This is a genomic window from Syntrophobacterales bacterium, assembly GCA_019429105.1.
In the GTDB taxonomy this organism is placed as follows: domain Bacteria; phylum Desulfobacterota; class Syntrophia; order Syntrophales; family UBA5619; genus DYTH01.
This window is the reverse complement of sequence record JAHYJE010000021.1, coordinates 1-24,029: the sequence shown is the minus strand read 5'-3', so window position 1 is coordinate 24,029 and position 24,029 is coordinate 1. Positions and strand designations below refer to the sequence as shown.

Annotated in this window: 23 protein-coding genes; 6 read left to right on the top strand and 17 right to left on the bottom strand. The window is 51.2% G+C overall.

Annotation, left to right across the window (positions count from 1 at the left end):
• Positions 1-29: 29 nt before the first annotated feature.
• Positions 30-2,009 carry a 3-hydroxyacyl-CoA dehydrogenase/enoyl-CoA hydratase family protein gene (locus K0B01_08740; protein ID MBW6486218.1) on the bottom strand — a complete coding sequence of 660 codons (1,980 nt, stop codon included), beginning with the start codon at positions 2,007-2,009 and terminating at the stop codon, positions 30-32.
• A 461-nt stretch (positions 2,010-2,470) separates the two neighbouring features.
• Between K0B01_08740 and K0B01_08735 the strand changes: the two genes are divergently transcribed.
• The 5 genes from K0B01_08735 (at position 2,471) to K0B01_08715 (ending at position 6,526) form a co-directional block, all read left to right on the top strand.
• Positions 2,471-3,823, top strand: coding sequence for a TIGR00366 family protein (locus K0B01_08735; GenBank protein MBW6486217.1), 1,353 nt, complete (start codon positions 2,471-2,473; stop codon positions 3,821-3,823).
• Positions 3,824-4,147: 324 nt separating this feature from the next.
• Positions 4,148-4,354, top strand: coding sequence for a hypothetical protein (locus K0B01_08730; GenBank protein MBW6486216.1), 207 nt, complete (start codon positions 4,148-4,150; stop codon positions 4,352-4,354).
• A gap of 262 nt (positions 4,355-4,616) precedes the next feature.
• A complete protein-coding gene (locus K0B01_08725) occupies positions 4,617-5,333 on the top strand; it encodes a sulfite exporter TauE/SafE family protein (GenBank protein ID MBW6486215.1) in 717 nt (238 codons plus the stop codon).
• 42 nt (positions 5,334-5,375) lie between these two features.
• Positions 5,376-5,885: a redoxin family protein gene (locus K0B01_08720; GenBank protein ID MBW6486214.1), complete on the top strand. Its 510-nt coding sequence runs from the start codon at positions 5,376-5,378 to the stop codon at positions 5,883-5,885.
• A 347-nt stretch (positions 5,886-6,232) separates the two neighbouring features.
• Positions 6,233-6,526: an MTH1187 family thiamine-binding protein gene (locus K0B01_08715; GenBank protein ID MBW6486213.1), complete on the top strand. Its 294-nt coding sequence runs from the start codon at positions 6,233-6,235 to the stop codon at positions 6,524-6,526.
• Between the two features lie 351 nt (positions 6,527-6,877).
• Here K0B01_08715 and K0B01_08710 read toward each other — a convergent pair whose 3' ends face one another.
• The 10 genes from K0B01_08710 to K0B01_08665 all read right to left on the bottom strand — a co-directional run bounded on the left by K0B01_08710 (position 6,878) and on the right by K0B01_08665 (position 18,127).
• Complete coding sequence (locus tag K0B01_08710; protein ID MBW6486212.1) at positions 6,878-7,945, bottom strand: IS5 family transposase; 1,068 nt, start codon at positions 7,943-7,945, stop codon at positions 6,878-6,880.
• A gap of 144 nt (positions 7,946-8,089) precedes the next feature.
• On the bottom strand, positions 8,090-8,410 hold the full coding sequence (locus K0B01_08705) for a hypothetical protein (protein MBW6486211.1): 321 nt from the start codon (positions 8,408-8,410) through the stop codon (positions 8,090-8,092).
• Positions 8,411-8,481: 71 nt separating this feature from the next.
• A complete protein-coding gene (locus K0B01_08700) occupies positions 8,482-9,660 on the bottom strand; it encodes an undecaprenyl/decaprenyl-phosphate alpha-N-acetylglucosaminyl 1-phosphate transferase (protein ID MBW6486210.1) in 1,179 nt (392 codons plus the stop codon).
• 8 nt (positions 9,661-9,668) lie between these two features.
• Positions 9,669-10,715, bottom strand: coding sequence for a DegT/DnrJ/EryC1/StrS family aminotransferase (locus tag K0B01_08695; protein MBW6486209.1), 1,047 nt, complete (start codon positions 10,713-10,715; stop codon positions 9,669-9,671).
• Positions 10,716-10,744: 29 nt separating this feature from the next.
• The gene (locus K0B01_08690) at positions 10,745-11,356 is read right to left on the bottom strand and encodes a PIG-L family deacetylase (protein MBW6486208.1); all 612 of its coding nucleotides are present in this window, start codon (positions 11,354-11,356) and stop codon (positions 10,745-10,747) included.
• Positions 11,357-11,359: 3 nt separating this feature from the next.
• Positions 11,360-12,037 carry a WbqC family protein gene (locus tag K0B01_08685; GenBank protein ID MBW6486207.1) on the bottom strand — a complete coding sequence of 226 codons (678 nt, stop codon included), beginning with the start codon at positions 12,035-12,037 and terminating at the stop codon, positions 11,360-11,362.
• Positions 12,034-13,554 carry a hypothetical protein gene (locus K0B01_08680; GenBank protein MBW6486206.1) on the bottom strand — a complete coding sequence of 507 codons (1,521 nt, stop codon included), beginning with the start codon at positions 13,552-13,554 and terminating at the stop codon, positions 12,034-12,036. Before K0B01_08680 ends, K0B01_08685 begins: the two co-directional genes overlap by 4 nt.
• Before the next feature lie 26 nt (positions 13,555-13,580).
• Positions 13,581-14,780 carry a glycosyltransferase family 4 protein gene (locus tag K0B01_08675; protein ID MBW6486205.1) on the bottom strand — a complete coding sequence of 400 codons (1,200 nt, stop codon included), beginning with the start codon at positions 14,778-14,780 and terminating at the stop codon, positions 13,581-13,583.
• Entirely contained in the window at positions 14,761-16,728 is a 1,968-nt protein-coding gene (asnB, locus tag K0B01_08670) for an asparagine synthase (glutamine-hydrolyzing) (GenBank protein MBW6486204.1), read from the bottom strand. The genes K0B01_08675 and asnB overlap by 20 nt, the downstream gene beginning before the upstream one ends.
• Positions 16,729-16,789: 61 nt before the next feature.
• Positions 16,790-18,127 carry an ATP-binding protein gene (locus tag K0B01_08665; protein ID MBW6486203.1) on the bottom strand — a complete coding sequence of 446 codons (1,338 nt, stop codon included), beginning with the start codon at positions 18,125-18,127 and terminating at the stop codon, positions 16,790-16,792.
• A gap of 125 nt (positions 18,128-18,252) precedes the next feature.
• Here K0B01_08665 and K0B01_08660 point away from each other — a divergent pair, with 125 nt between their 5' ends.
• Positions 18,253-18,474: a DUF4338 domain-containing protein gene (locus K0B01_08660; protein MBW6486202.1), complete on the top strand. Its 222-nt coding sequence runs from the start codon at positions 18,253-18,255 to the stop codon at positions 18,472-18,474.
• Here K0B01_08660 and K0B01_08655 read toward each other — a convergent pair.
• The 6 genes from K0B01_08655 to K0B01_08630 form a co-directional block, all read right to left on the bottom strand.
• Positions 18,437-19,189: a cytosolic protein gene (locus tag K0B01_08655; GenBank protein MBW6486201.1), complete on the bottom strand. Its 753-nt coding sequence runs from the start codon at positions 19,187-19,189 to the stop codon at positions 18,437-18,439. The two genes, K0B01_08660 and K0B01_08655, sit on opposite strands and share 38 nt — an antisense overlap.
• Positions 19,149-20,027 (bottom strand): site-specific DNA-methyltransferase, encoded by an 879-nt coding sequence (locus K0B01_08650; protein ID MBW6486200.1) that lies wholly within the window; start codon positions 20,025-20,027, stop codon positions 19,149-19,151. Before K0B01_08650 ends, K0B01_08655 begins: the two co-directional genes overlap by 41 nt.
• A 186-nt stretch (positions 20,028-20,213) precedes the next feature.
• Complete coding sequence (locus K0B01_08645; GenBank protein MBW6486199.1) at positions 20,214-20,423, bottom strand: hypothetical protein; 210 nt, start codon at positions 20,421-20,423, stop codon at positions 20,214-20,216.
• Positions 20,424-20,484: 61 nt separating this feature from the next.
• Entirely contained in the window at positions 20,485-21,732 is a 1,248-nt protein-coding gene (locus K0B01_08640) for a glycosyltransferase family 4 protein (protein ID MBW6486198.1), read from the bottom strand.
• 39 nt (positions 21,733-21,771) lie between these two features.
• Entirely contained in the window at positions 21,772-23,016 is a 1,245-nt protein-coding gene (locus K0B01_08635; protein ID MBW6486197.1) for an ATP-binding protein, read from the bottom strand.
• 261 nt (positions 23,017-23,277) lie between these two features.
• The coding region (locus K0B01_08630) for a glycosyltransferase (GenBank protein MBW6486196.1) at positions 23,278-24,029 on the bottom strand (752 nt) is incomplete at its 5' end.

Sequence of the window (24,029 nt, the reverse complement as noted above, 5' to 3'; positions counted from 1 at the left end):
CACCCCGGAGACGGGCGGGCTGATGGGGATTACCGGCCCTTGTAAACTGCCGGGCGTCTATTCATAAAGGCCGTGATGCCTTCGCTGATGTCATCGGTTGTGCAGACGTCGCCGGAGGAAGCGCCTTCCAGGAAAAGCCCGGTCCGCTGATCCGCCTGGGCGCCGTAATACATGATCTTCTTCGCCATTTTCAAACCGAGCGGACTCGTTTTTGCTAACGTTTCCGCGGTCTTTTGGACAAATTCGGCAAACCCCTCCGGCTCCGCGATGAAATTGGCCAGGCCATAGTCCAGCGCCTTTTGCGCATCGATTTTCTCCGCCATGAAGATCGCCTGCTTCGCCTTGCCCATCCCGATGAGCCGGGGCAGGCGCTGGGTTCCTCCCCAGCCGGGGAAAAGGCCAAGATTGACCTCCGGCAACTGGACAAAGGCCTTGCTGCTCATGATCCGCAGATCGCAAGCCAAGGCCAGCTCCAGACCTCCGCCCATTGCGGCGCCGTTTATCGCTGCAATCACGGGCTTGGACAAGGTCTCCAATCTGGTAAATACCTCATGACCGCGATCGGAAAAGCGCATCATATCCCCGGGGATTCCCGACGCAAAGCCGGACATGTCAGCGCCGGCGCAGAAATTCTTGCCCGCACCGGTAATGATTAGACACCTGATGTTGACGTCTTTTTCCACAACATCGAGCACTGCATTGATCTCGTCCAAGAAAGCCAGGTTGAGGGCGTTGGCCCGCTGGGGCCTGTTCAAGGTGAGCGTCGCCACCATCTTGTCGTCAACCGCAAATTTGATGTTTTCCGGTTCCGCCGCCGAATAGAATCCCTGGCCGGCCTTCCTGCCGGTCTTCCCCTCTTTTACCATCTTCACGAGCAATGACGATGCCTTGTAGCGCGCCTCTTTAAAATTTTTATACAGCCTGTTTAGTTCATCCACCACTACGTCAATCCCGATATCGTCAGCCATCCGCAAGATGCCGCGGGGGAAGCCGAGTCCCAGCAATGTGCCGACGTCAATATCGCTTTTGGTCGCGACCTTGTCAATCAGCAGGTTTGCCGCCTCATTGATCGCGATGACCACTACCCGGAGCGGGTCAAAGGTGCGCCCGGCGCTCAGCGGAATTTCATTTTTATTGGCAGGATCGGACCAGTCATAAAACCCTTTCCCGCTCTTTTTCCCCAGCAAGCCGGCCTTGAATAGCTCGGTCAGATTGGTCGGCGGACCCCACGACTCGCCAATGGTTTCCCTGAAGTAATTGCTGACATGGTATTGAACGTCGATGGCGCCGTTGCCCAGGACGTCGAGCAGCTCGAGCATGCCCATCGGCAAGCCTAGACGGTATTTGATTGCGGCATCCACCTCAAAGGGCGTGGCAACCTCCTTGTTGTGCAATACCCAGGCAGCCTCGTTCGAAAAAGGCACGAAAATCCTGTTTACAACAAAACCGGGGACGTCCTTCCGCACATAAATTGGTGTTTTCCCTAATTTTTTCGTAAAAGATTCAATAATCTGCACGGACTTTTCATCAGTTTTCTCCCCGTAGATAATCTCCACGAGCTTCATGACCGGAACCGGATTGAAAAAGTGGAGGCCGACCACGCGGCCGGGATTGTCCAGGACCTTGGCGATCTCCGTGATGCTGAGGGAAGAGGTATTGGTGGCAAAAACTGTCTTCTTCGGGCAAAGTTTCGCGGCCTCGCTCAAAACCTCATGCTTCAGTTTCATTATCTCCGGCACCGCTTCCACGATGATGTCTGCATCCTTCACCGCCTTTTTCAGATCGACAATCGGCGTGATTGCAGCCAATAGATCGTTCTTCTGAGCCTCCGCCATCCTGCCCTTTTTTACCCGGCGTTCCAGGTCTTCCTTGATTCGTGAATAACCTCGCTGGACAAACTCTTCATTGATATCGCGCAATACCACTTTATAACCGGCCATCGCCGCTACCTGCGCTATGCCGTGTCCCATAGCGCCCGCCCCGAGAACTACAACCTTTTTAACGTCCATGAAATCCCTCCTGATTATTTTATAGCGACTCAAGGCCCCGCTAAACGTTTTGTCAAGAAAACTTCCCGACATCCGCCCTTCCAGGACCTCTGCGTTGCTTGGAAATTATTTTGAAAATATTCGCTGTTTCGTATATTGAATGGCCTTGCCGCTGTCAAGTTTTTTGTACGATACTTTTTTCTTGACACCAGGCCTTTTTCTGACGTATGGTCAGCGCCGCTTCACAATCCTTTGCAGACAATGGCTTTTAATGTTGTTCCACTTCCCCCGGTCAGTTTCAGAAACGGCTCAGGTTCGCACGTATTGGTCAGCAGTTTCGCTGGATGCTTTTTAGACAAACGAAAACATTTTGAACGGTATTATCGGCGGTTCCAAAGGGGTTGCGGGGTAGCATGCAGGCAATTCCCGCACTTTTTAAAGAAACAGAGGGTTTTTTTCAAGAAAAGGAGGGACTCAATATTATGCAACGTTTAGCTTCTTTTTTCACCTATCTGATGAAACATTACCTTCCCGACGCCTATCTTTTTTCCATTCTTCTGACATTTCTGGCCGCGATCCTGGCGCTGATCTTTACAGACGCGGGATTTACGAAAATGATGATGGCCTGGGGAGGCGGCATCTATGGAATAGTCGCCTTTGCGTTCCAGATGATCCTGATTCTGGTAACCGGGCACTGCCTGGCCTTAAGCCCGCCGATCAACCGTCTCCTGGTCTGGATTGCCGGCATCGGCAACACCCCCGTCAAGGGCGGCATGATCGTCGCCTTTGTCGCGGCGATCTGTTCCTTTTTGAACTGGGGGTTTGGACTGATCGTCGGCGGACTGCTGGCGATGGAGGTAGCGAAACGCAACCGTAAAGCCGACTTTCCTTTTTTGATCGCCTCCGCCTACGCCGGTTTTGTCCTCTGGCATCAGGGATTTTCCGGGTCAGTCCCGCTGGTTATCGCCACTTCCGGCAGCGCCCAGAATTTCATTGAGAAGCTGCTGGGAACGGTCACCCCTGTTTCCCAGAGCATTCTGATGCCCTTCAACCTGATCCCGGCTATTCTTTTGATCGTCACGCTGCCGTTTCTGATGGCCCTGATCTATCCTGCCGAAAAAGACGTAAAAACGATCCCGGAAGACCGGCTCAAGGACCTGAGCGGGGATTTACCGAACGTGCCGATGCCGCAGAACCCGACTCTCGCGGAAAGGATCGACCACAGCTACACGATCAACATGATCTTCGGGCTGATGGGGCTTATCTACCTTTATTTCCATTTTTCAACCAAGGGGTTCGATCTCAACCTGAACATCGTCATCTTCATCTTCTTCATCGTCGGCGTTATTCTGCACGGGAAGCCGATAAACTATATCAAGGCGGTGAGCACCGCGATCAAAGGCGCCGGCGGAATCGCGCTGCAGTTTCCGCTGTACGGCGGCATCCAGGGGCTCATGATCGGTACCGGCCTGGCCAAGGTGATCGCCGGCTGGTTTGTGGCCGTCTCTTCCCCCTCCACTTTCTACATGTTTCAGATGTGGGCTGCCGGCGTCATCAATGTCTTCATCCCGTCCGGCGGAGGGCAGTGGGCCGCGCAGGGGCCAATTACAATCGAAGCGGTAAAAATGATGGGGATCGATCCTGTCCGCTCGGCGATGATGGTGGCCTGGGGCGATCAATGGACAAACATGATTCAGCCCTTCTGGGCGCTGCCGCTTTTGGGGCTGGCGGGGCTTTCGGCGCGCGATATCATGGGCTATACAACCATGGTCCTGATTTACGCAGGCGTCATCTTCAGCATCTTTGCCCTGCTCATCGGCGCCGGCGTCTTATAGAAAAAACCTCGCAAGGAGGGCAACGGCGCGCCTGCAGGCCTTTGCCCCCTTGCACCCCCCTGACAAATCTTCACCATCGTGGGCGTTTCCTTGCAGGAGCGGGTTTAAAACCCGCCCCTGCAAGGAAACCTGTAAAAAAATGTCCCCGCCTTGTCATTCCCGAGGGTGTAATCGGGAATATGATATCGTTTTTCAACCCGCATCCCCGATAATGAAGCTCCCCAAAAAATATGCTTTGTGATATAAGTCGCAACGACAGGGGGCAATGCTCCGGGAAACAGAACAAGAAAACTCGCTTTGAGCGACGGCAAGAAAGGATCAATCATGAATGATTTAGAAAAAGTAAAGCATTTGATCGCCCATTGGATCGAGCATGAGCAGGAACATGCCGCTGATTTTGAGGCATGGGCAGGGAAAATTCAGGATCTTGAGGAAGGGGCAAAAATAGCGCCCGCTCTGCGAGAGGCAGCGCAGAAGTTGCGTGAATCGGTGGAGTGCCTCGTCAAACTAACCCCCCACAAGGAAGGATAAAAATGGCGGGACGCGCTTTGGGGCGGTTGTCCGGAAGGCAAGCCATTATAAATCGGTAATTTATGCACGCAATCTGAGACCTTCGAATTTCTCGCGAAACTCAGCAAATCGTCATACCGTCGAAAGACGGCATCCGGTATTTTCGGTATCTTCTGGATTAGGAACATCAAGCTTCGATTTCCGGGTCAAACCCGGAATGACAAAAAAGTAGATTTTAAAGGTCTCAGTTTATGAACATTAGGCTTCGTTTTCCAGTGACGAAATGGTAGCTAATTTCATTAGCGGTCTTTCCGGATACCTGCAAGGTTCTTTAGCGTTGTCATTTCTGGCCGTTTACCTCGCCGGGGTGCTGGTGAGCTTCACCCCCTGCATGTATCCGGTCGTGCCGATCACTGTTGCCTATATCGGCGCCCGGGGGACAGGGTCAAAAACAAGAGGATTCATCCTCTCGCTTTTCTACGTTGCGGGTGTGGCCGTCACTTACACCATCCTCGGCGCCTTTGCCGCGCTTTCCGGCAAGCTGTTCGGCCAGATACAGTCCAATCCCTGGACCTATTTTTTGATCGGCAATCTCTGTCTGCTTATGGGATTATCTATGCTCGGCGTCTTTTCTTTCTCTATCAGGATGCCTGACTTTATAAGCAGGCCCCGGGATAACAAAAATTCAAAAGGGAGAACAAGCAGCTTTCTTGTCGGTGCGGCATCCGGGCTGGTGATGGGCCCTTGCACCGCCCCAGCCCTCGCCGTCGTCCTCGGCTATGCGGCGACCAGACAGAATGTGCCGCTGGCCGCCGGGCTGATGTTCGTTTTTGCCTTGGGAATGGGAACTTTGTTGATTCTGGTCGGCACCTTCGCCGGACTTCTGGCAGGCATCCCCAAATCGGGCGCATGGATGGAGCGGGTCGGCAAGGCCTGCGGGTGGATTATGCTGGCAGCGGGCGAATATTTTCTGGTCAACGCGGGAATGCTCTGGCTTTAATAACAAGGGCCCTTCCCCCAATTAAAATGAGGAGTTACAACAATGGTTAAAATGATGACCTGGAAACGGTCGGCTTGCACGGCAATAATGATTGCCGTGATTTTTCTGATCGCAAACAACGCACTTTCCCTGCAGGCGCCCGCCAGCGCTGACAAGGCCCCGGATTTCATCCTCCAGGATACGAACGGCAAAACATTTCGTCTGGGCGATTACAAGGGCAAGAAGCCGGTTATGATTATCTTCAGCACAACCTGGTGCCCCACCTGCATAAGCGAGGTCCCTTATTTCAAATCCCTGCACGCGATATACGGGAAGCAGGGGCTGGAAATCGTGAATGTGGACGTCCAGGAATCAAAGGCAAAAGCGTCAAAATTTTCCACTCGTCATAATCTCCCCTACCGCGTGCTTACGGACGAATCGGGGATAGTGAGCAGATTTTACGGAATCAGGGGAGTTCCTTCCCTGGTGCTGGTTGACAAGAAGGGTCGTATTGTCTGCCGCGAATGCACACAGATCGAGCCCTATCTTGAGGCAGTCCTGAAAAATAAATAGCGTAAGAGGTAATTGCAAGACTCCGTGTCATGCCCGAATGCTTTTGTCGGGCATCCATGATTTCAAATAGTTCAAAACTGGAGAGGCAATTGCAAAACTCTCACATTCTGTCATTCCCGCAATGATTTTAAGCGGGAATCTGGTTCTAACTGCTTGAAAAACCGTATTCCCGATAGAAGCATTGTGTACATTAAGCTCCGCTTTCGGGAATGACAAATGGTTTTGCAATTGGCTCTGGATTATGAACATTAAACTTCGTTTTTCCGCCCAGAAGCGTCGCGGGAATGACAGCGTTGGGACTTTTGCAATTGGCTCGCAATTCAAAACTTTTCAAGTAAGGAGGCAAAATGAGCGTACTGATCCATTTTTCGATATTCCCCACCGACAAGGGGACAAGCGTCAGCCCCTATGTGGCCAGGTCGCTCCGCATTATCAGGGAAAGCGGCCTACCCTACAAGCTGGGGCCGATGAGCACGGCGCTTGAAGGGGAATGGGATGAGGTGATGAAGGTTGTCGAGAGATGCTTTCAGGAACTGCAGAAGGATGCGGAGCGAATATATATGACGCTCCAGATGGACTACCGGGCGGGGGCTGAAAACAGGATTGAAGGGAAGATAAAATCAGTGGAGGATAAGATATAAACACGTCCCTCCAACTTTATGAACAGCATTCATGCTTCTTGGTGACGGTGTGCCGTCATGAGTGTTTCACTTGTCACAAAAAAGAAGGGGCCCCCAACAGCGAGCCCCCTCTTTCTAAGTTCCTGTGCCACCAAGCTTTTTCAAGGTGAGAGGTTGAATTTTGCCGATATTCGTTTTTTAGTGCCTTTCCGTCCGGCTTTTTCAAAAACTGAGGAGCCGAACTGAAAATCTTACCTGAAAGTCCCTATCAAAATTTGCCCTATGGCGACACGATCTTCCCTCAAAATGACAGTTTTGGGAGCCTATTTGTGATTGTTATGCCCCTCGCCCCGTTTGCGGGCATACATCCGCCTATATTTTCACCGTCCCGATGATCTGGTTCCCTCGGAACAGATTAAAAGCCATTTGTCTGAACAGGTTGTCCAATGCATTTTTGACCATCCTGGTAAACCTCGCCCGGAAGGCCCCGTAGTGCAGGTGGCTGATCCCGAAGTATTGCTCCACAATGTACCGCTTCTTGGACAGCTTTTTATTCCGCTCTGTCTCTGTAGTAGTTAATTTTGTTGACTTTGTGTCTTTCCGCATAATGCCGTCTTCTATGTAATTCATCGCCAGAAAGTCTCGATTCGGCTTCCCATAATATCCCTTGTCGGCATACACCTTCTCGATTGGCTCTTCGGTATGACAACTGGAGGCAACGATAAAGGGAAGGTAGATGCTGTCGCTCACCGAGGCCGGTGTCAGTTCCGTGGCAAGGACCAAACCGTGTTTGGTGTCAACGCTCGCATGCTCCTTAAATCCGTAATGAGGCTTTTCGTTCTTGATTACCCAGTCCGACTCCATATCTCTGGAGAATTTAAGCGGTTTGCCATTTTTATCCAGTTTCCCTTCCGGAGTTTCTCTTTTTTCCAGTTCCTTTTTGATCTCCTCTTTGCTGATCGGATGGCTGGCGGACTGTACCAGGCGGGCGTCAACGGCTACCCCTTCATTGATCACAAAACCCTTTTTAGCGAACTGCTGGAGAACAACACTGTTGATGTTGATCATCGCATCCTTGGAAAGACGACCCCGAAAACGGGAGAAGGTCGAATGGTCAGGGGACTGCTTGTCAAAGGACAAGCCAATGAATTTCTTGAAGGAGACACGGTCGTTGATCTGGTTTTCCAACTCCGGATCGGAATCTATATGATACCACTGCTGAAGCAAAAGAGCTTTAAGGAGCATCACCGGGGAGTAGGCATCGGCGCCTTCCCGGCTGGTGCCGACGGTATAATGAGCATCCAGAATCTCCCGCACCTGCGACCAGTCGATAAGTTGGCTTATCTTTTCAAGCCTTTTGAGGCTGCGGTTATGTTCCATGGAACTCAAAAGCGACATTTCGGCGAAGGTCATATTGTTATCTGCACGTTTATATCCCATATCCCCTCCAGTGAGAAATTTGATGGCGGAAATATGGCATAAATTAGGAAATATGTCAAGTTATATTGAATATTTATTGTCATTTTTCGTGAGTTTTTTAAGGTGGTTTTTAGAGATCATTCAATCGAAAAATTGTGGTCGGTTTCATCGTCGGAAACAACCCGAAGGAGAAGGAGGTTGTCGATAAATGGGCCAGGAGGAAATCGGAGTTATGCAAAGCTCTCGTTTCAAAAGCAGGCTTAGCGCTTCGGACAGATTCCCCTGCTCGATTGTCCTTTTCACCGGTTCGAGAAAAGCCTGCCGCTGCGCATCATTAAAAACGACCGTTTTTTCAGCCTGCACAGCCGCCTGCTTTGTTTGATCCCTGGAAAAATATTCGACAATATCCGCAAAAAAGAGGGCAGCAATCGCCGCTACGACCAAAAAGCCGCCGGTCAGGATGCGATAAATTCGCTGTCGCCGCATCCTGCGTTGGATCAGGGCATGTTGCTCCTCAGCCTCTTGGAAAGGGTCCTCTTCGCACTCTTTCTGCTTGTCTAATTTATCTTCCTTCGTTGATCGCCTCTTTTGTAATGATTGCCGAAATATTCGAGGATTGAGACCAGGACGGTGATAAAAAACGCCTGGATGACCGTCAGGACACCCTCGAAGGCGCTCGCCCCACGCAGGGTAATGGCGCTGATTCCGAGGGTGAAGCAGAGAAAAAATATGAAAAAGACGGCCTTTCTTTTGTCATTAAAGATAGCGAAAATACGGTGATGGATGTGGTCAGTTCCGGCATAGTCAATCCATTCCGGGAAGTTTCTCACCTTGCCGGTCAAGATCCTTTCTATCGAGATATAGGCCATGTCGTAGATCAAAACCCAGAAAATAAGCACTGGCGTGGCGAAAGAAACAATCGGGTTGTTGTCGGCCCAGGCGGCCTTGATGGCCAAAGCGGAGAGGATAAAACCGAAAAAGGTGCTTCCGGCGTCGCCCAGAAAAATGCTCGCCGACCTTTTAAAGCCGAAATTGAACGGGAAAAAACCGAGACAACTCCCCAGCATCGCAATGGCGATCCAGCCCATGAAGGGCTGATTGGTCTGATACGCCACCAGGGCGAGAAAAAGCGAAATTATCGCGCTGACACCCGTTGCCAGACCATCCATCCCGTCGATAAAATTCATCGCGTTTGTGATCCCCACGATCCAGATTATGGAAAAAAGGGCGTTCAGCAGATAGCCCCACGTTGTCTTGATCGGGAAAAGATCGAGGATAATCCCGCTGCGGATAAGCAGCATGACAACTACCACCTGAATCAGGAGCTTGTAGAAGGCGCGGACATTCTTCCAGTCGTCGATCAGGCCGACAATTGCCACGAAAGTTCCGCCGGCAATCAGCGCGATATCCCGGCCGTCGAGAATCATATTTGCCGCCAGGGAGGATATAAAGGCAATGATGATCGCCGCTCCCCCGAGCAGCGGCGTCACCCGGGCGTGGATTTTTCGTCCTCCGGGGGTATCAACGATATTAAGTTTTTTGGCGACGCTCATCATGACCGGGGTTAGAATGGCCGACGTAGAGAGGGCCATCAGGAAGATGTAAAGCCAGCGGCCAAGGCTGCCGAAAAACAGCTCGCGGACGGCAGGAAGAAGAAGGAGTGTAAAAATGAGCAGGCAGCAACCCCAAAATATCCGCAGGAATAAGAACCTCTGGAAATATTTACCCAGAACCATAACGCCCCTCAACTCAAAATTTCCCGGATCGTTTCACTTATCATTACCGCCTCTGTGTCGCCAAGAGATGGATAAATGGGGATGGATACCGATTCCCTGAAGGCGGCCTCCGCCTCCGGGCAGGCTGCATTGATCCCGCAGTGATGGAGAGGCTCAAAAACCGGTCGGCGACACGAGACGCCCTTTTGCCGGCAGCCATCCAATACTTCCCGGCTTTTTCCCGTTCTCAGGACGTAACGGAAGTAAATATGCTCTTTTTCCGGTGGACAGGTGGGCAGTATGACGGGACACTCTCGCAGGTTTTCATCGTACAGGGCGGCGATCTCCCGTCGGCGCCTGATCATCCCTGGCAGTTTGGCAAGCTGCGTCATGCCCATCGCCGCCTGCATATCCGTAAGCTTGTAGTTGTAACGCAAAGCCCAGTCGCTCTTTTCGTCGTAATCGCGGAAATCCCTGATTTTCGCCAGCAACCGGGAATCGCTGCCGACGACCATTCCCCCTTCGCCGGTGCAGATGACCTTCGTGGCATAAAACGAAAAGACCGACAGAACCCCGAAGCTTCCGGTGTAGCTTTGGCCGGATCTGCTCCCCAGGGACTGGGCGCAGTCCTCGATGACGGGAACGCCAAGCGAGACTATCTCGCGTATATCCGCCGGCATACCGAACATATGGGGGACGATGACAGCCTTGGTTCTTTTCGTCAAACAGCGCCTGATATCGTGGACATCGATATTGAAAGAGTTACTGTTTATATCGGCAATAACAGGAACAGCCCGGACAAGCCGCACGGCGTTTAAAAGCGCCGTGCAGACAAAGGAGGGGATCACGACTTCATCATTCTCGCCAACATCCAAAGCAAAAAGGGCAAGATGGAGGGAGGCCGTGCCGGAGGAGGTCGCCACTGCCTCCCGCACGCCGATCAGCCGCGAGAGGGCCTCTTCAAACAGGGCAACCTGCTTTCCCTGCGCGATATTTTGCGATCTGAGCACAGCGGAAACGGCGGCGATCTCCGCATCGTCTATAGTCGGCCGCGAGTGAGGGATCTCTTTCATCATCCTATCCTGCCTTGAGAACCAATGGGCGCTTATATGAACATACGCAGGGGGACAAAAGCCTCCGCAAACAGAACCCGCCCCTGGATGCCCCTAAAGACGGCGGTGGAATGAACAATTTTTTTTATCGACAATCCCCCGATGTTTGTCCTTGTTACCTGGGAGTTGTGGGCAAGGAGCGCCTCCAGTTTTTTTCCGACTGTCTCTTGAATATCGACAAATACGGAAGGGCAAAAATTTTGCGTTGTCGGTCCCTCGTAGAAAAGAACATTCCGGATGTAACGGGTGGCAGATATTGTCGCCTTGGCAAGGGTGCGGTGATCCTGGTGCGTGTCTTCGCCGTAATGAACAAAGATAAAGTCGGGCGCGATCCTCTTTATTACATCCTCGATGTCCTGGACAAGATTGTTCATCTGCGAGGTCAATTGCGTGTCCTCGTAACCACCCCAGAGCAGCTCTTTGGCTGAGATTATTCCCGCCGCGTTTTTCTGTTCTGCCCTTCTTACCGCTCCTTCGCCCCCCATGCTTCCTTCAGTCATGACAAGCATGTAGATATCGTGGCCGTTTTTTGCGTATTTAGCCAGTGTTCCCGCACATCCAGCCTCGATATCGTCCGGATGGGAACCTATTGCCAGTATTTTCATCTCTCATCCTCTCAGTATTTTTAAACTATCTTCACCGTAATTGAAAAGCAGATCGACAACAGACATGAACGGCTCAAAACCATTAAACAACTGTCGGTAAACAGGGTGATTGTACTGCTGAAATTTTACCCTGACCCCATTTTCTCGGAAACAGGCGAGGTTCATATAGTCTATTCCCCCCTTTCCGGCAAGATATGTATCCGCTGCGAAGTGTTTTGCAATGGCAATCAGACGCAAGTCCGGATCCTCCGGAAAGGGGGGAAGCTCCGATGCGACATAAAGAGGGGTTGCTATTCCCAGCGTTTTGGCCAGAAGTTTGACGGTAAATATATTCAACTGGGAGATGCTCTCCCAGCTCCCCGCAAAGATTGGCTCCAAGATAGTTGAAATCTCGTTCCAGCAGGGGGCTTTGCGGTAATTGGTAACAATGGCCTGACGGTGCTTATTCCCCCAGTGTTCCTGGTTGTTTACCGATACCTCGTTGATCCTCTCCGGGAATTTGTAGCGGACGGGCACGGTGAGCCACTGCGGGCCCGCGGCGGTCTTGATCCGGTTGCGGTTCTGCCATTCGTTTTTCTTGAACTGGACGTTGTCCAGCAGGACAAAAACATCCGCAGCGGCAATCTTGTCGAAATAGCCAAGCCAGGGAAGGTATTGAGGCTGATGAACGGCAACCATCATTTTACAAATCTCACGAAAATCGGATTGGAGACGATCTTTCCGTATCCCTTCACATCAAGGCGATAGTACACCTCCTGTCCTGCAGACTTCTCAATGTTGTCAACATACTCCGCTTTCAGGGGAAGCGTCCCCGAAAAAACCTGAACAAGCTCTCCCGAACGGATAAGCCGCACCTGTACCATCTCTTTTGCATCCGGCGACCCTGATACCTGGATGCTGATGCGGGGATTGCGCTTCAGCCACAGGGTCTCCCCGGAAACGGCAGGCGGGGCGTAGCTCTCGGAAAGGGCGGAGGGGGAAACGGTGAAGACGTCCAGCCGCGGCATTTTCGGGAACTTTCCCTGGCACGCGTACATCCTGCCTTTTCGCAGCGCGTCGATAACCGCGTTCCTTGATAATTCCGGCAGCAGCAGCACCGTCTGGAAATCACCCAGTTTCTGCCCTGACTCGCCCTCCCGGTGATAATCGGATGTAGCTATCCCCCAGGGTGGGGTGCGGCGAAATCCCCCGCAGTATTCCCGCAAAACCATGTCCCACATTTCGCCGGGCTCGGTTATGGTGACGTTATCCCCGTATATCGCCGAAAAACCGGTATAGTTGTTCGTCTCCATGAGCATCTGCGGGTAGGGCCGGGTATTTACCTGAATCGGTCCCATCTTTCTGATTCCCGACTGTGTTTCCGGGTAATTCCAGAATGTCAGCGCCCCTTTCCGGCCGGCGTCGTCGAGAAACCGCTGGTACGGGGCCGCTCCCTGCGGGCCGTGATAAGCGTCAAAGGGTGAAGACCTGCCCAAAATTACGCTGAAGACGGCGACAAGGATAAAATCTACGACCAGCAAGAGCAAACCGGCTGATCGCCTCCCGTTCTTCTTGAAAAAAAGATATACAGCCAGCAGCAGCAGGATAGCAAAAACTGCCTTTACCAGGATGGTTGTTTTATAACCAAAGAGAGCGGATTCCCTGTGGATGACCGCAAGGGTTTGGTAGTCTTCGGGCTTTTCGAGGCCAATCGTCAGGATGCGTCGTTCGTGGTCGTTTGCGGTAAGGCTCCCGTCCAGAAAACTTCCCGTCCAGTAGTAAAAGGGGGCGCTCTCCGCGCCCGGGATAATCACCGCCTGCGGGTATTTTTTCCGGGCTCGCTCAACCGCCGCAAGATAGGCACTTGCCCCCGCTTGATTGATCGAGTTGCGCTCCTCTGTCTTGTTGAGGATGTTCCGGAACGGGGGAAGACCGTATTCAATGACCATGCGGTCATGGTCGTTCAGGATTATTATTTTTATTCCCTTTTGCACGGCCAGCGCCGCCAGGGCTTCGGGATCAAAAACTCCGTCGCTGAAGGTTGTCCGCAAATCGATCAAGGCCGGCGCCTGCTTGTATAAAACGGGACGCGTCTGTCCGGATGCCGGATAGGGTACGAGCCAGTTCACCCCGCAAGCAGCCAGTAAAATCAGTAAAAGATTGGCAGTGAAGTTTTTGCACAAAGCCCGGCGCCTTGTCTTGCTAACTAAACCCTTCATATTGGCAGTTTTCCTAATCATAAAATTTAGTAACTACTGCAATTACCGCCCTCATATAAACGGTCAACCTTTTTTATCATCGCCTCCGAGCTGTAGGAAGGGGCTAGCAGGCGCCCGGCATCGCCCATCCGGCGCCGTTCTTGCGGGGCAGAGCAAAGCAGGGAAAGCGCCTTCGCCAGAGCGGTCGCATCCCCGGGAGGCACAAGCAGCCCGTTTTCTCCCTTGCGCACAAGGTCTTTTATCCCGCCAACGTTGCTTGCCACAACCGGCAGCCCCATAGCCATCGCCTCGACGATAACCTTGCCCATTCCCTCATTCAGGGAAGGCAGACAGAAAATGTCAAAGGAGGCCATAACGGCAGCAACCTCGGGACGCCATCCTAAAAACATGACACTATCAGATATTTGCAAGTGGCGCGCCATCTCTTCCAACTCGCCTCGCCTCTCCCCTTCGCCAAGCAGGACAAGAAATACATCTTCCCCTGCCTGCTTGAGTTCGGCAAACGCCCGGATCAAAACATCCTGCCCCTTGATCGCGGTCAGGCGGCCAACTGTGCCGATAACTACCATATTTTCAGGAACTTCCGATATCGCTCTCTTCCTGTCGGAACGTGATTGAGCGGAGCTGAATTTTTTCAGATTAACGCCGCTGTGGATGACGGTGAATTTTTCTCTTGGCGCTATTCCCCAACCAAGATGATCCTGCAGCTCCTGCGGCGTCAGCATGATAAGCGCGTCGGTTATTCGGGCAGTCCACCTCTCCAGCATGATAAACAGCCGGGTTTTCGCGGGGTTGAAATAACCCCAAAAGACATGGCCGTGGGGGGTATGGATGACCGCAGGAACGCGGCAGAGCCGCGCAGCCCACCGTCCCAGCATCCCTGCCTTCGAGGTGTGGGTGTGGACGATATCAGGTTTTTCACGCCGGATAATCTTGCAGAGAGACAAAAATGCACGCAAATCCGCAACGGGGTTCAACTCCCGCACCAGAGAAGGAACGAAAATCAGGCGCACCCCGTTTGCCTTAAGCTCCGCGATATTCGCCGCTATAGCAATGTTCTCGGGATCATTACTGTTTGTTCCGGAAAGCGTGCCGGTCACAAGAGCAACCTGATAGCGCTCCTTATCGAGGCCACATACCGTCAAAAAGGTGTTTTCCGCTGACCCGCCCTTGTCAAAACGGGTTATGATATGGATTACTTTAATCTTATCTCCGGAGGGATGCATACCATGCCTGAAAGACGATCAGATTCCAGAGTTTCCAGGCGGCATCCCGCCTGCTTTCCAGCAAATCAGCAACCATTTTTTCAATTTCCGGATAGTTGAAGATGCCCTGCTGCTCGATCGTATCCTGCGAAAGATGCTCTGAAATAAGATACTTGAGGTCTGTCTTCAGCCAACGGGCAATCGGCATCTCGAAGCCCCACTTGGGCCGGTTGTGCAGCCGCTTAGGCAGGATATCCCGGAAGACCTTGATAAAGATGTACTTGCCCTGCCCGTGGCGGATTTTCCAGTCGCCCCCGATCCGGAAGGCCAGCTCGCAGAAACGTTGGTCGAGCAGCGGGACGCGGACTTCGAGGGCGTGGGCCATGCTCATCTTGTCCACCTTCCAGAGCATATCGCCGGGAAGCGAGACCTTGAAATCGGCGTAGAGCATCCGATTGAGCGCGTCGGTTTGCGGGCGGGCAAGCGCAGCAGCGAAGATCCCCGACGCTGGCGACTTTTTTACGCCCCAGCCCTCCTTCAAGAGCGCGTTTTTGCTGTCCTCATTAAAAAGCTCGTTCCAGGCAAAAAACCGCTCCGCGAGCGATCCTTTCGCGCCGCGCAGGAACTTTTTTGCCCTTCTTGCCAGCTCTCCGACACGGGTGTCGCGGGATTCGGGCAGCCTCATCGCCAGCGGTTCCAGCAGGCCGTCCCGGATCAGACGTGGAATAAATCTGTAGCGCTTGAACCAATTTTCCCCCTTGTACATCCGATAGCCGGCAAAAAGCTCGTCTCCGCCATCGCCGGAGAGCGCCACCTTAACGTCCCGCACCGTTTCCCGAGCGACGATCCAGGTCGGCACAGCTGAGGAGTCGCCGAACGGCTCGTCCAAGCCGGCCAGGATTTCCGGAACGGCGCCGATCATCTCCCGGGAACTCAGTTTTATTTCATGGTGATCGGTGTGATGAAACGAGGCAACCTCGCGGGCGTAGGAGGTTTCGTCGAACATCGGCATATCGGAAAAGCCGATCGAATAGGTCTTGATCGGGCGGGCGGAGTTGCGGGCCATCAGCCCGACGATCACGCTTGAATCTATCCCGCCGCTCAGAAACGCCCCGAGCGGCACGTCGGCGACCATCTGTGAGCGGACCGATTCCTCCAATGTCCGGAAGAGCGTCTGTTCTATCCCGGGGAAATCGCGCAGCCGGTTATTTTCATCAGCAAGCCCCCGTGGGGATTTGCCGCACTGGTTGCTGTTTTTGTCTTTTGCAGTCTCATCGCCCCTTGCCGAAACATCCCAAAATGTCCTCTCTTTGAGCTTCCCGTCGCAAACGCTCAGCGTGTAACCTGGCCTAAGTTTACGGATATGCTTAAAAATGGTGTAAGGGGCCGGGATGTAGTTCAGGCTCAAGTAAATATCGAGCGACTCCAGATCAATCTCCGTCTGCACATCGTAATCGGCCAGCAATGCCCGTAGTTCCGAGGCAAAGAGCAGCCGCTTCCCGTCCCAGTAATAGACAAGCGGCTTTATCCCGACGCCATCACGGGCCAGAACAAGCGTTTTTGTCGTCTCCGACCAGAGGGCAAAGGCGAACATTCCGGAAAGACGCGATATTCCTGCCGCGCCTTCCTCCTCAAACAGGTGCAGAATTACCTCGCTGTCAGTGCGCGACGAGAAGTGGTGCCCTTTCCCCTTTAACTCCTCCCGCAACTCCGCGAAATTGTAAATCTCCCCGTTGAAGACCATCCAGAGGCTCTTGTCCTCGTTGGCCATCGGCTGCCTTCCCGCCGCGGAGAGATCTATGATGCTGAGCCGCCTGTGGCCAAGGCCGCAACTGACTCCCTCGTGATGGCTCAAATGAATGCCTGCATCATCCGGCCCGCGATGGGCCAGCCGTTCATGCATCCGTCGCAGCAAACCTTCGTCCACCCGGCTGCCGGAAAAGTCAATTTTTCCACAGATTCCGCACATATACAGATTTCAAAACCCCCATCATTGGCGGCGTCCTCGTTCGTTTCGTATCAGGCGCTTTTTAACTCAAGCGCTGAGCTTCCAATCCTTCCCTTTTCAGCAACCATTTCCAAAGCGGGACAATGGCAATCTCGCCGCGGTCGGTCTTTTCGAGCCCCTCCTCGTCTCCGGCAATCACCGTCAACCGTCCCGCCTTGAGCTCCTCTGCCGCCTCGTACAGGGAGCATAACTCACGCTCGCGGGTCTTCGGATCGGCAAGAGAAGCGCTAACCTGGATCGCCTCGGTGATCCGGAGCCCTTTCTTCAATACGAAATCCACCTCCCTGCCCCGCGACGATTTCCAGTAGAACACCTCTTTGCCGCACCGTTTAAGCGCCAGAAAAACCATGTTTTCGTACGTATGGCCAATGTTTTGCGAGAAGCGGAAGCTCACTGACGCACCGAGCGCCGCATCCACACAGTAAACCTTGGACGGGTTATAGATCTGCCGCTTAAGGGAGTAAGCGAAAAGATCAATGAACTGGAACAAATAGACATCAGCCAGAGCGCCAAGATAGTTTTTCACCGTGTTGACGCTCCGGATGCCGATGAGGTTTCCCAGATTCCGGTAGCTCTGGACGGAGCCCGGATTAGCAGCCAGAAAAAGGGAAATCTCCTTGATCTCCTTGATATTTTTTATGGCATGGCGGGCGATAACGTCGCGATAAAGGATGTCGCGCCAATACTGCTCCAGCAGCGTTGCGTCTCCTGTCCGCGCCACCTCCGGAAACCCTCCGATTTCCACATATTGTGTGAAGAGCCGCCGAATGTCCGCTTTCGTTTCGGGGCTGTGAAGGAGGCGTTCGCTATCCTTGTCGTCAAAGATCAGGCCCTTGAGAGCAAGAAACTCGCGAAAAGAAAACGGCCAGACGGCGATCTGACGATGCCGCCCCGTTAGTGACGTTGCAACCTCCGGGGAGAGCATGGCGGCATTGGAGCCGGTGACGAAAATCCGAACGTCCTCGAATTCGTAGAGGCGGTTGAGCCACCGCTCCCAGCCGGGGATTCGCTGGATCTCGTCGAGGAAGAGGTATCGCCGCCCCCGGGGATTTTCGAGTTCGAGAAAGGTTTCGTATAGGGGCGCGAAGTCCTGAACGGTAAATGAAGAAAAACGCTCGTCGTCGAAATTCAGGTAGAGGATGTCATTGGGGGCGACGTCGCCCCGTTCCAGGAGATCCCCGCAGATCAAGCGCAAAAGCGAGGATTTGCCGCTGCGGCGCACCCCCGTGACAAAAATGATTTCCCGCTGGAGAAGAAAACGGGTGATCTCAGCCTGCACTTCTCTCCGGATGAGGTCGCGACGGCCCAGAAAGCGTTCCTTGTGCCCGATGATAAGTTCCTTGATTTTCTCCTTTTCCATACTGCTCTCGTTCTTATTTTATTTGCAATACACGATATATCATATTATTGTGCATTGCAAATGAAATATATGGGGGTAATTTAGCATCTCCTGGCCCTTGATTTCCGAGGCATTTTTAATCCACCATTGTTCCTCAACAACCCGTATATCTCCTCGAAACTTTTGTAGAAAAAGAAAGGTTTCAGGAAACCTGCCACAAAACCGCCAACTGGATTTGCGTCGGGCAAACCAAAGGAACCGCCAAAAGGGGTCATGATCATCTCGTCAACGGTCTGATTAAGGATGTCTTTCTTATAAGGTTATGTATTGTTATTTTCCTTTTTGGGGTTCTTCTTTTGCAGAGTTGAAACGTACCAATTTGTTCCAGTCGATTTCACCATTATCTTTGCAAAATACGTTGGCAAACTCTTTGGTGAATTTATTAATCATTTGCGAATAAGATTCTATGAATACATCATTCTTGTCCTTGGCCTTATGCCCAAGTGGTTCAATAATTTCCGTAAAAAGTTCACTTTTTCCGGAAATAAACTCCCAAAATCGCTGGCCGCAATATTTGAAATAATCACCTTTATCCGAGTTGCTGTCCCTTCCGTAACAACAGCCGTTTACCGCAATGATGTTGAATTTGGAATTGCTCGTTCTCAGTGTCTTTTTTGCAGTTTTAAAGTCTGCGACCATTTTGGCTATTTGTGAACTATTACCCCAATTCGGCCCTGATTTAATTGTTACAATGTTTCTTGTACCGTTTCTGTCAAATTCAAGATCAATGCCGGTAATACCAGATTTACGTCCGCCATAAACTTTATCATTAATGAATATGGCAAGACCTTCGAGCCAATCGCCGAAAATCGTCTCTTCGTTTGATGAAATATGGGCATCCACCAATCCTTTTATGATCTGCTCGGCAGTCAATACATATTTTGCTTTGAATAAATATGGATTCTTTCGTTTCAGAACGTTCGATAACTTTAGCTTGTCAAGGCTTTGGATACGTTTCTGGTGAAAATTGCCGATGTTTTGTTCAACGTACAGCAGGACGTCTGTCAGGTTTAGTTTTTTCATGTTCCGCCTTTGATTCAAAAAGATATAATTCAACCTGGTTCAGTTTTTCTCTCGCCATTTCACAATATGCATGGACGTTATCAATGCCTATTGAATTGCGTTTCATTCGGTTTGCAACAATTAGCGTTGTACCAGAACCCATGAACGGATCAAGAACGGTGTCATATTCCCGTGTGAAAAGTTTTATAAACCATTCAGGAAGTTCTTCAGGGAAAGTCGCGCTGTGATTCTTGTTGTTACATTCTGTTGCCAAGTGAAGAACATTTGTTGGATACGCCTTATCTCTGTTAAGCCAGTTAGAAATATTTTTACCAAAGCCACTCCCTACTTTTGAATTGTCTCGCGTTTTATCCGTTTCAGAAAGCTTCTTTAATCTTGACTTTGCCCACTCACCCATTGGAACCATCACTTCTTCTTGATACATATTAAATTTTCTATTTTTGTTAAACTGAAGCAGTCTTTCCCATGCATCGCGAAAGCGGTTAGGCCATTTCCCAGGGTAGCAATTTTTCTTATGCCAGATAAACTCTTCCGTCCACAACCATCCTTGCTTACGCATTTCTAATATAAGCTCCATAACGTACGTGCTGCGCTCACCATCTACAACTTTTTCCTTGATATTGAGAATAAACGAACCTGAAGGATTGAGCACACGTAAAAGCTCCGCTGAAATAGGCAAAAACCATTTCACATATTGATCAGGGCTAATACCACCATAGATGTTTTTTCGTTGGTCTGCGTAAGGTGGTGATGTTACGATGAGGTCAACAGAATGAGACGGGATCTGCTTGAGAATCTCTTCGCTGTCACCATGATATATTTTTGAATTTATTTCCATTTTCTTCACACGGCTTCGTTTTTTCCCATGACATATACTTTATGAAATCCATAAGCAATGCTTTTTATCTATGTTGAAAAACGGTAAGGCTTACTGGCGGAGATGGCGCGCGGCGGAATCCCTCTCCCGAGACGTTTGAAAAATGGCAGTTTTTAGGCAAACGATCTTCGTAATCAAGTGAGAAATTCAAATATTTCCCAGGTTGAGCCAGAGGGTCTTTTTTCCCCCCGCACGCAGTTGGGCATCGAGTTGCCTGAGGATGGTTGTTTTGCCCGCTTGACGAGGTCCGATCAGCATGGTTATCTCGGAATGATCCAGATGCTCCGCCAACGCGCTCAAGAGCCTGCGCTGTATGTACCGGTTATCCGTATTATGAACATGAAGCTTCGCTTTCATGGTTTCACTTTAGCACGAGAATTTTCAATGTCAATTTACTTTTATGGTGCGCTGCCTGAGATTACTCCCCGGACATGAATGCCTTTGTCTTGGAGATTGATCTTGATGAACCTGCGAGTATTTCCTCGGTCGCAGTCACATTGGCTTCCCAGGAATAGTGTTCCTGGGCAAACCTTCGACAATGTACAGAATCCATATTTTGTTTTTCAGGATTTTTTTTATACAAGCTGCAGATTTTTATCATCAATTCGGCCATGTCTTCCGGCACCGGCGACTTGAACAAAAAATCGGAGTCAAAACGTTTCAAAATTTCGTTGGTTCCCCCGACAGGAGTGCCCAGGACGGGTGTTCCGGAGGCTAATGCCTCAAGCGTTACCAATCCAAACCCCTCCAGGTCAACGGTTGGCAAAACGAATATATCCGCTGCGCGATAATAATCAGGCAGTTCATCTTCCGGAATAAACCCTTTAAATAAAAGATGATCGTTGATTTTTAGATCTTGCGCAAGCGTTTTCAGTCTTTCCTCCAGCGGCCCTGTACCACCGATAACAAGCAGAGAATCCGGGCACTTTTTCAAAACCTCGACCATCGCCAAAAGCAGATTCTCCAGCCCCATACGCGACACCAGGTTTCTTACCGTAAGCATCACAAATTTTCCCGGAGGAAGGCCCAGAAGCTCTTGGGCAGCGTTCTTGTCCCGCGGAGGTGCAAAGCGGACAAGATCAATTCCCCCGGGGACAATGGCGATTTTCTTTCGCGGCGCCGCATAGTTGCGAACAAGCTTCTCCGCCGTGTAGGAGCTCAACACGATGATCCGAGCTGATTTCGATAAAACCCTTTTTTCGATCCACCGGCGCAGGGCAATCTGCAAAAAGAAAAATATCCTCTTTGCCCCAAAAGGGGGAAGCGCATTCCGGGAGCGGTATTCCTCAAACGAAAGAGAGTGACAAGTATATGTTTTTCTTATTTCTTTGGACAGACGGGAGCGGATCACCGCATAGGCGGAAAAGGGCTGGTGAAAATTGATGCTGTCATAGTGATTTTCCATCTGCAACCGCTCAAACAGTTCTCCGGCGTTTTTCAGTGTTGAAATCCAAAAGCTGACTGCATTTTGAGTTGATACATGATAGTGCCATTCGGTCACCCCTCTGATGACCGAAGTGTCGGAAGAGTGGCGGGGAAGCCTGCGCGTCAGGATGTGAACAAGATGCCCCCGTTCGGCCAGTCGGGTTGTCTGTTCAAATAAAACCCTCTCCGCGCCGCCGATGACTTCCTGAATCGAAACATCGGAAACAAACAATATTTTCAATACTTGCAGACCTCTGCTTCTTTGAAGGCGATGACCTCTTTATCCCAGCCATTGCCACAACGGCATCAGCCGGATCGGGCGCTCGGCATCCTGCCACCGGAAGGTCTCAGTCCGGTCAACGCGGTTGTTGAGCAGCAGGAGATCATCGCAATGCAGCTCCTGAGAAGCCTTGATCAGCGCCCGCATTTCCCTTTTCAGCGCCTTCGGATTCGTGATGTCCGCACAGACCTGAATCAGTTGCACGACATTCGGGCCCTCTTTGATGATGAAATCCACTTCCTCATTTTGCGGGCTTTTCCAATAGAACAGGGAAATGCGGCCGGCGATTGCCTCTTTTTTCAGAGCAACGGCTACAAGATTTTCATAGAGCGCTCTCTTGTCCTCACTGAAACGGAAGCCTGCCGACACCGCCAGTCCGTTGTCGGTGCAGTATATTTTCTTGTTGTGTACCGCCTGCTCCTTCACCTTGAAAGAGAAGCGCGGTAGCGAGAAAAACAGAGAGGCTTCCTGAAGATAGCGAATATATTTATCGACCGTATGGACGCTGCGGCACTTCGTTACCCCGGAAAGTGCGTTGAACGAATACTCGCGTGCGATGTTCGACATTAGATAAAGGGTCAGATCTTCGATCCCCTGAACCGACCTGACCTTGAACCGTTTGACGATGTCCTTGTACAATGTAGCTTGCAGAAGGTTGCGAAGATAGTCGCGGCGGTCGATCTTTTTAAGAAGGGGTTCGGGATAGCCGCCTTGCTCTGCGTACGTGTCCAGTGCGGCCATTTTCTCGATCTCGGTCCGCTCCCCCCCTGACGCGGCCAAGACCTCGCTGAAAGAAAAGGGAAACAGGACAAGGGAGGCATGGCGGCCCGTGAGATGGGTGGCCAGTTCCGAAGAGAGCAGATTGGCGTTGCTGCCGGTGATCAGAAGCCTGAATCCCTGTCGCTGCAGGCGATTGACGAACATTTCCCAGCGCGGAAGATTTTGGATCTCGTCAAAAAACAGATAGCGCGGTTGGTCGTACACGGCGTTTACAGCGCTGATAATTTCATCGTAATCTTCGATGGCGGCCAGCCGTTCGTCATCGAAGTTGATGTAGCCGTAAGATCCGGTCTGTTGGATCAGATGGGCGCCATAAAACGATTTCCCCGCACGCCGCGGACCGGTGATGACTTTGATCAGATCGTCTCCGAGGTCCCACGGGACCGATATCTTCCGGTCAACATACGTTTCCTGAAGACGGCTTTCCAGTTCGCGTTTTTGAAGAAGGGCGATATCTCTTAACATAGCTTATCCATGATGCATAAAATTCTTACTTTTTGTGCATCATAAAAAAATATATGCACAAAGTCAAATTAATTAGTTACCCATAGTTTCGAGGAAGGGTGTCGGAGCTCCGACACCTTTAGAGTGTGAGACCTTTGAATTTTGTCATTTCGAGGAGCGTTAGCGACGAGAAATATTAATTCTCGTGCATAGTTAAAGATTTCTCCCTTCGGTCGAAATGACAATATTGGCAGTTATTCAAAGGTCTCTCAGCGGGGCTCATCATTGATCGGTTGAATCACCTAAACCCGTAAGTATTCCCTCAGTCAACGTCACATTGGCTTCCCAGGAATAGTACTCCTGGGCAAACATCCGACAACGTACAGAGTCCATCTTTTGTTTTTCGGGATTTTTTTTATACAAGCTGCAGATTTTTATCATCAATTCGGCCATGTCTTCCGGCACCGGCGACTTGAACAAAAAATCGGAGTCAAAACGTTTCAAAATTTCGTTGGTTCCCCCGACGGGGGTTCCCAGGACAGGCGTTCCGGAGGCTAATGCCTCAAGCGTCACCAGTCCAAACCCCTCCAGATCAACGGTTGGCAAGACGAATAGATCCGCAGCGCGATAATAATCAGGCAGTTCATCTTCCGGAATAAACCCCTTAAATAATAGATGATCGTTAATTTTCAGATCTTGCGCCTGCGTTTTCAGTTTTTCCTCCAGAGGCCCTGTGCCGCCGATAACAAGCAGAGAATCCGGACACTTTTTCACAACCTCGACCATCGCCAAAAGCAGATTCTCCAGCCCCATACGCGAGACCAGATTTCTTACCGTAAGCATCACAAATTTTCCCGGAGGAAGGCCCAGAAGCTCTTGGGCAGCGTTCTTGTCCCGCGCAGGGGCGAAGCGGACAAGATCAATTCCCCCGGGGACAATGGCGATTTTCTTTCGCGGCGCCGCATAGTTGCGAACAAGCTTCTCCGCCGTGTAGGAGCTCAACACGATGATCCGAGCTGATTTCGATAAAACCC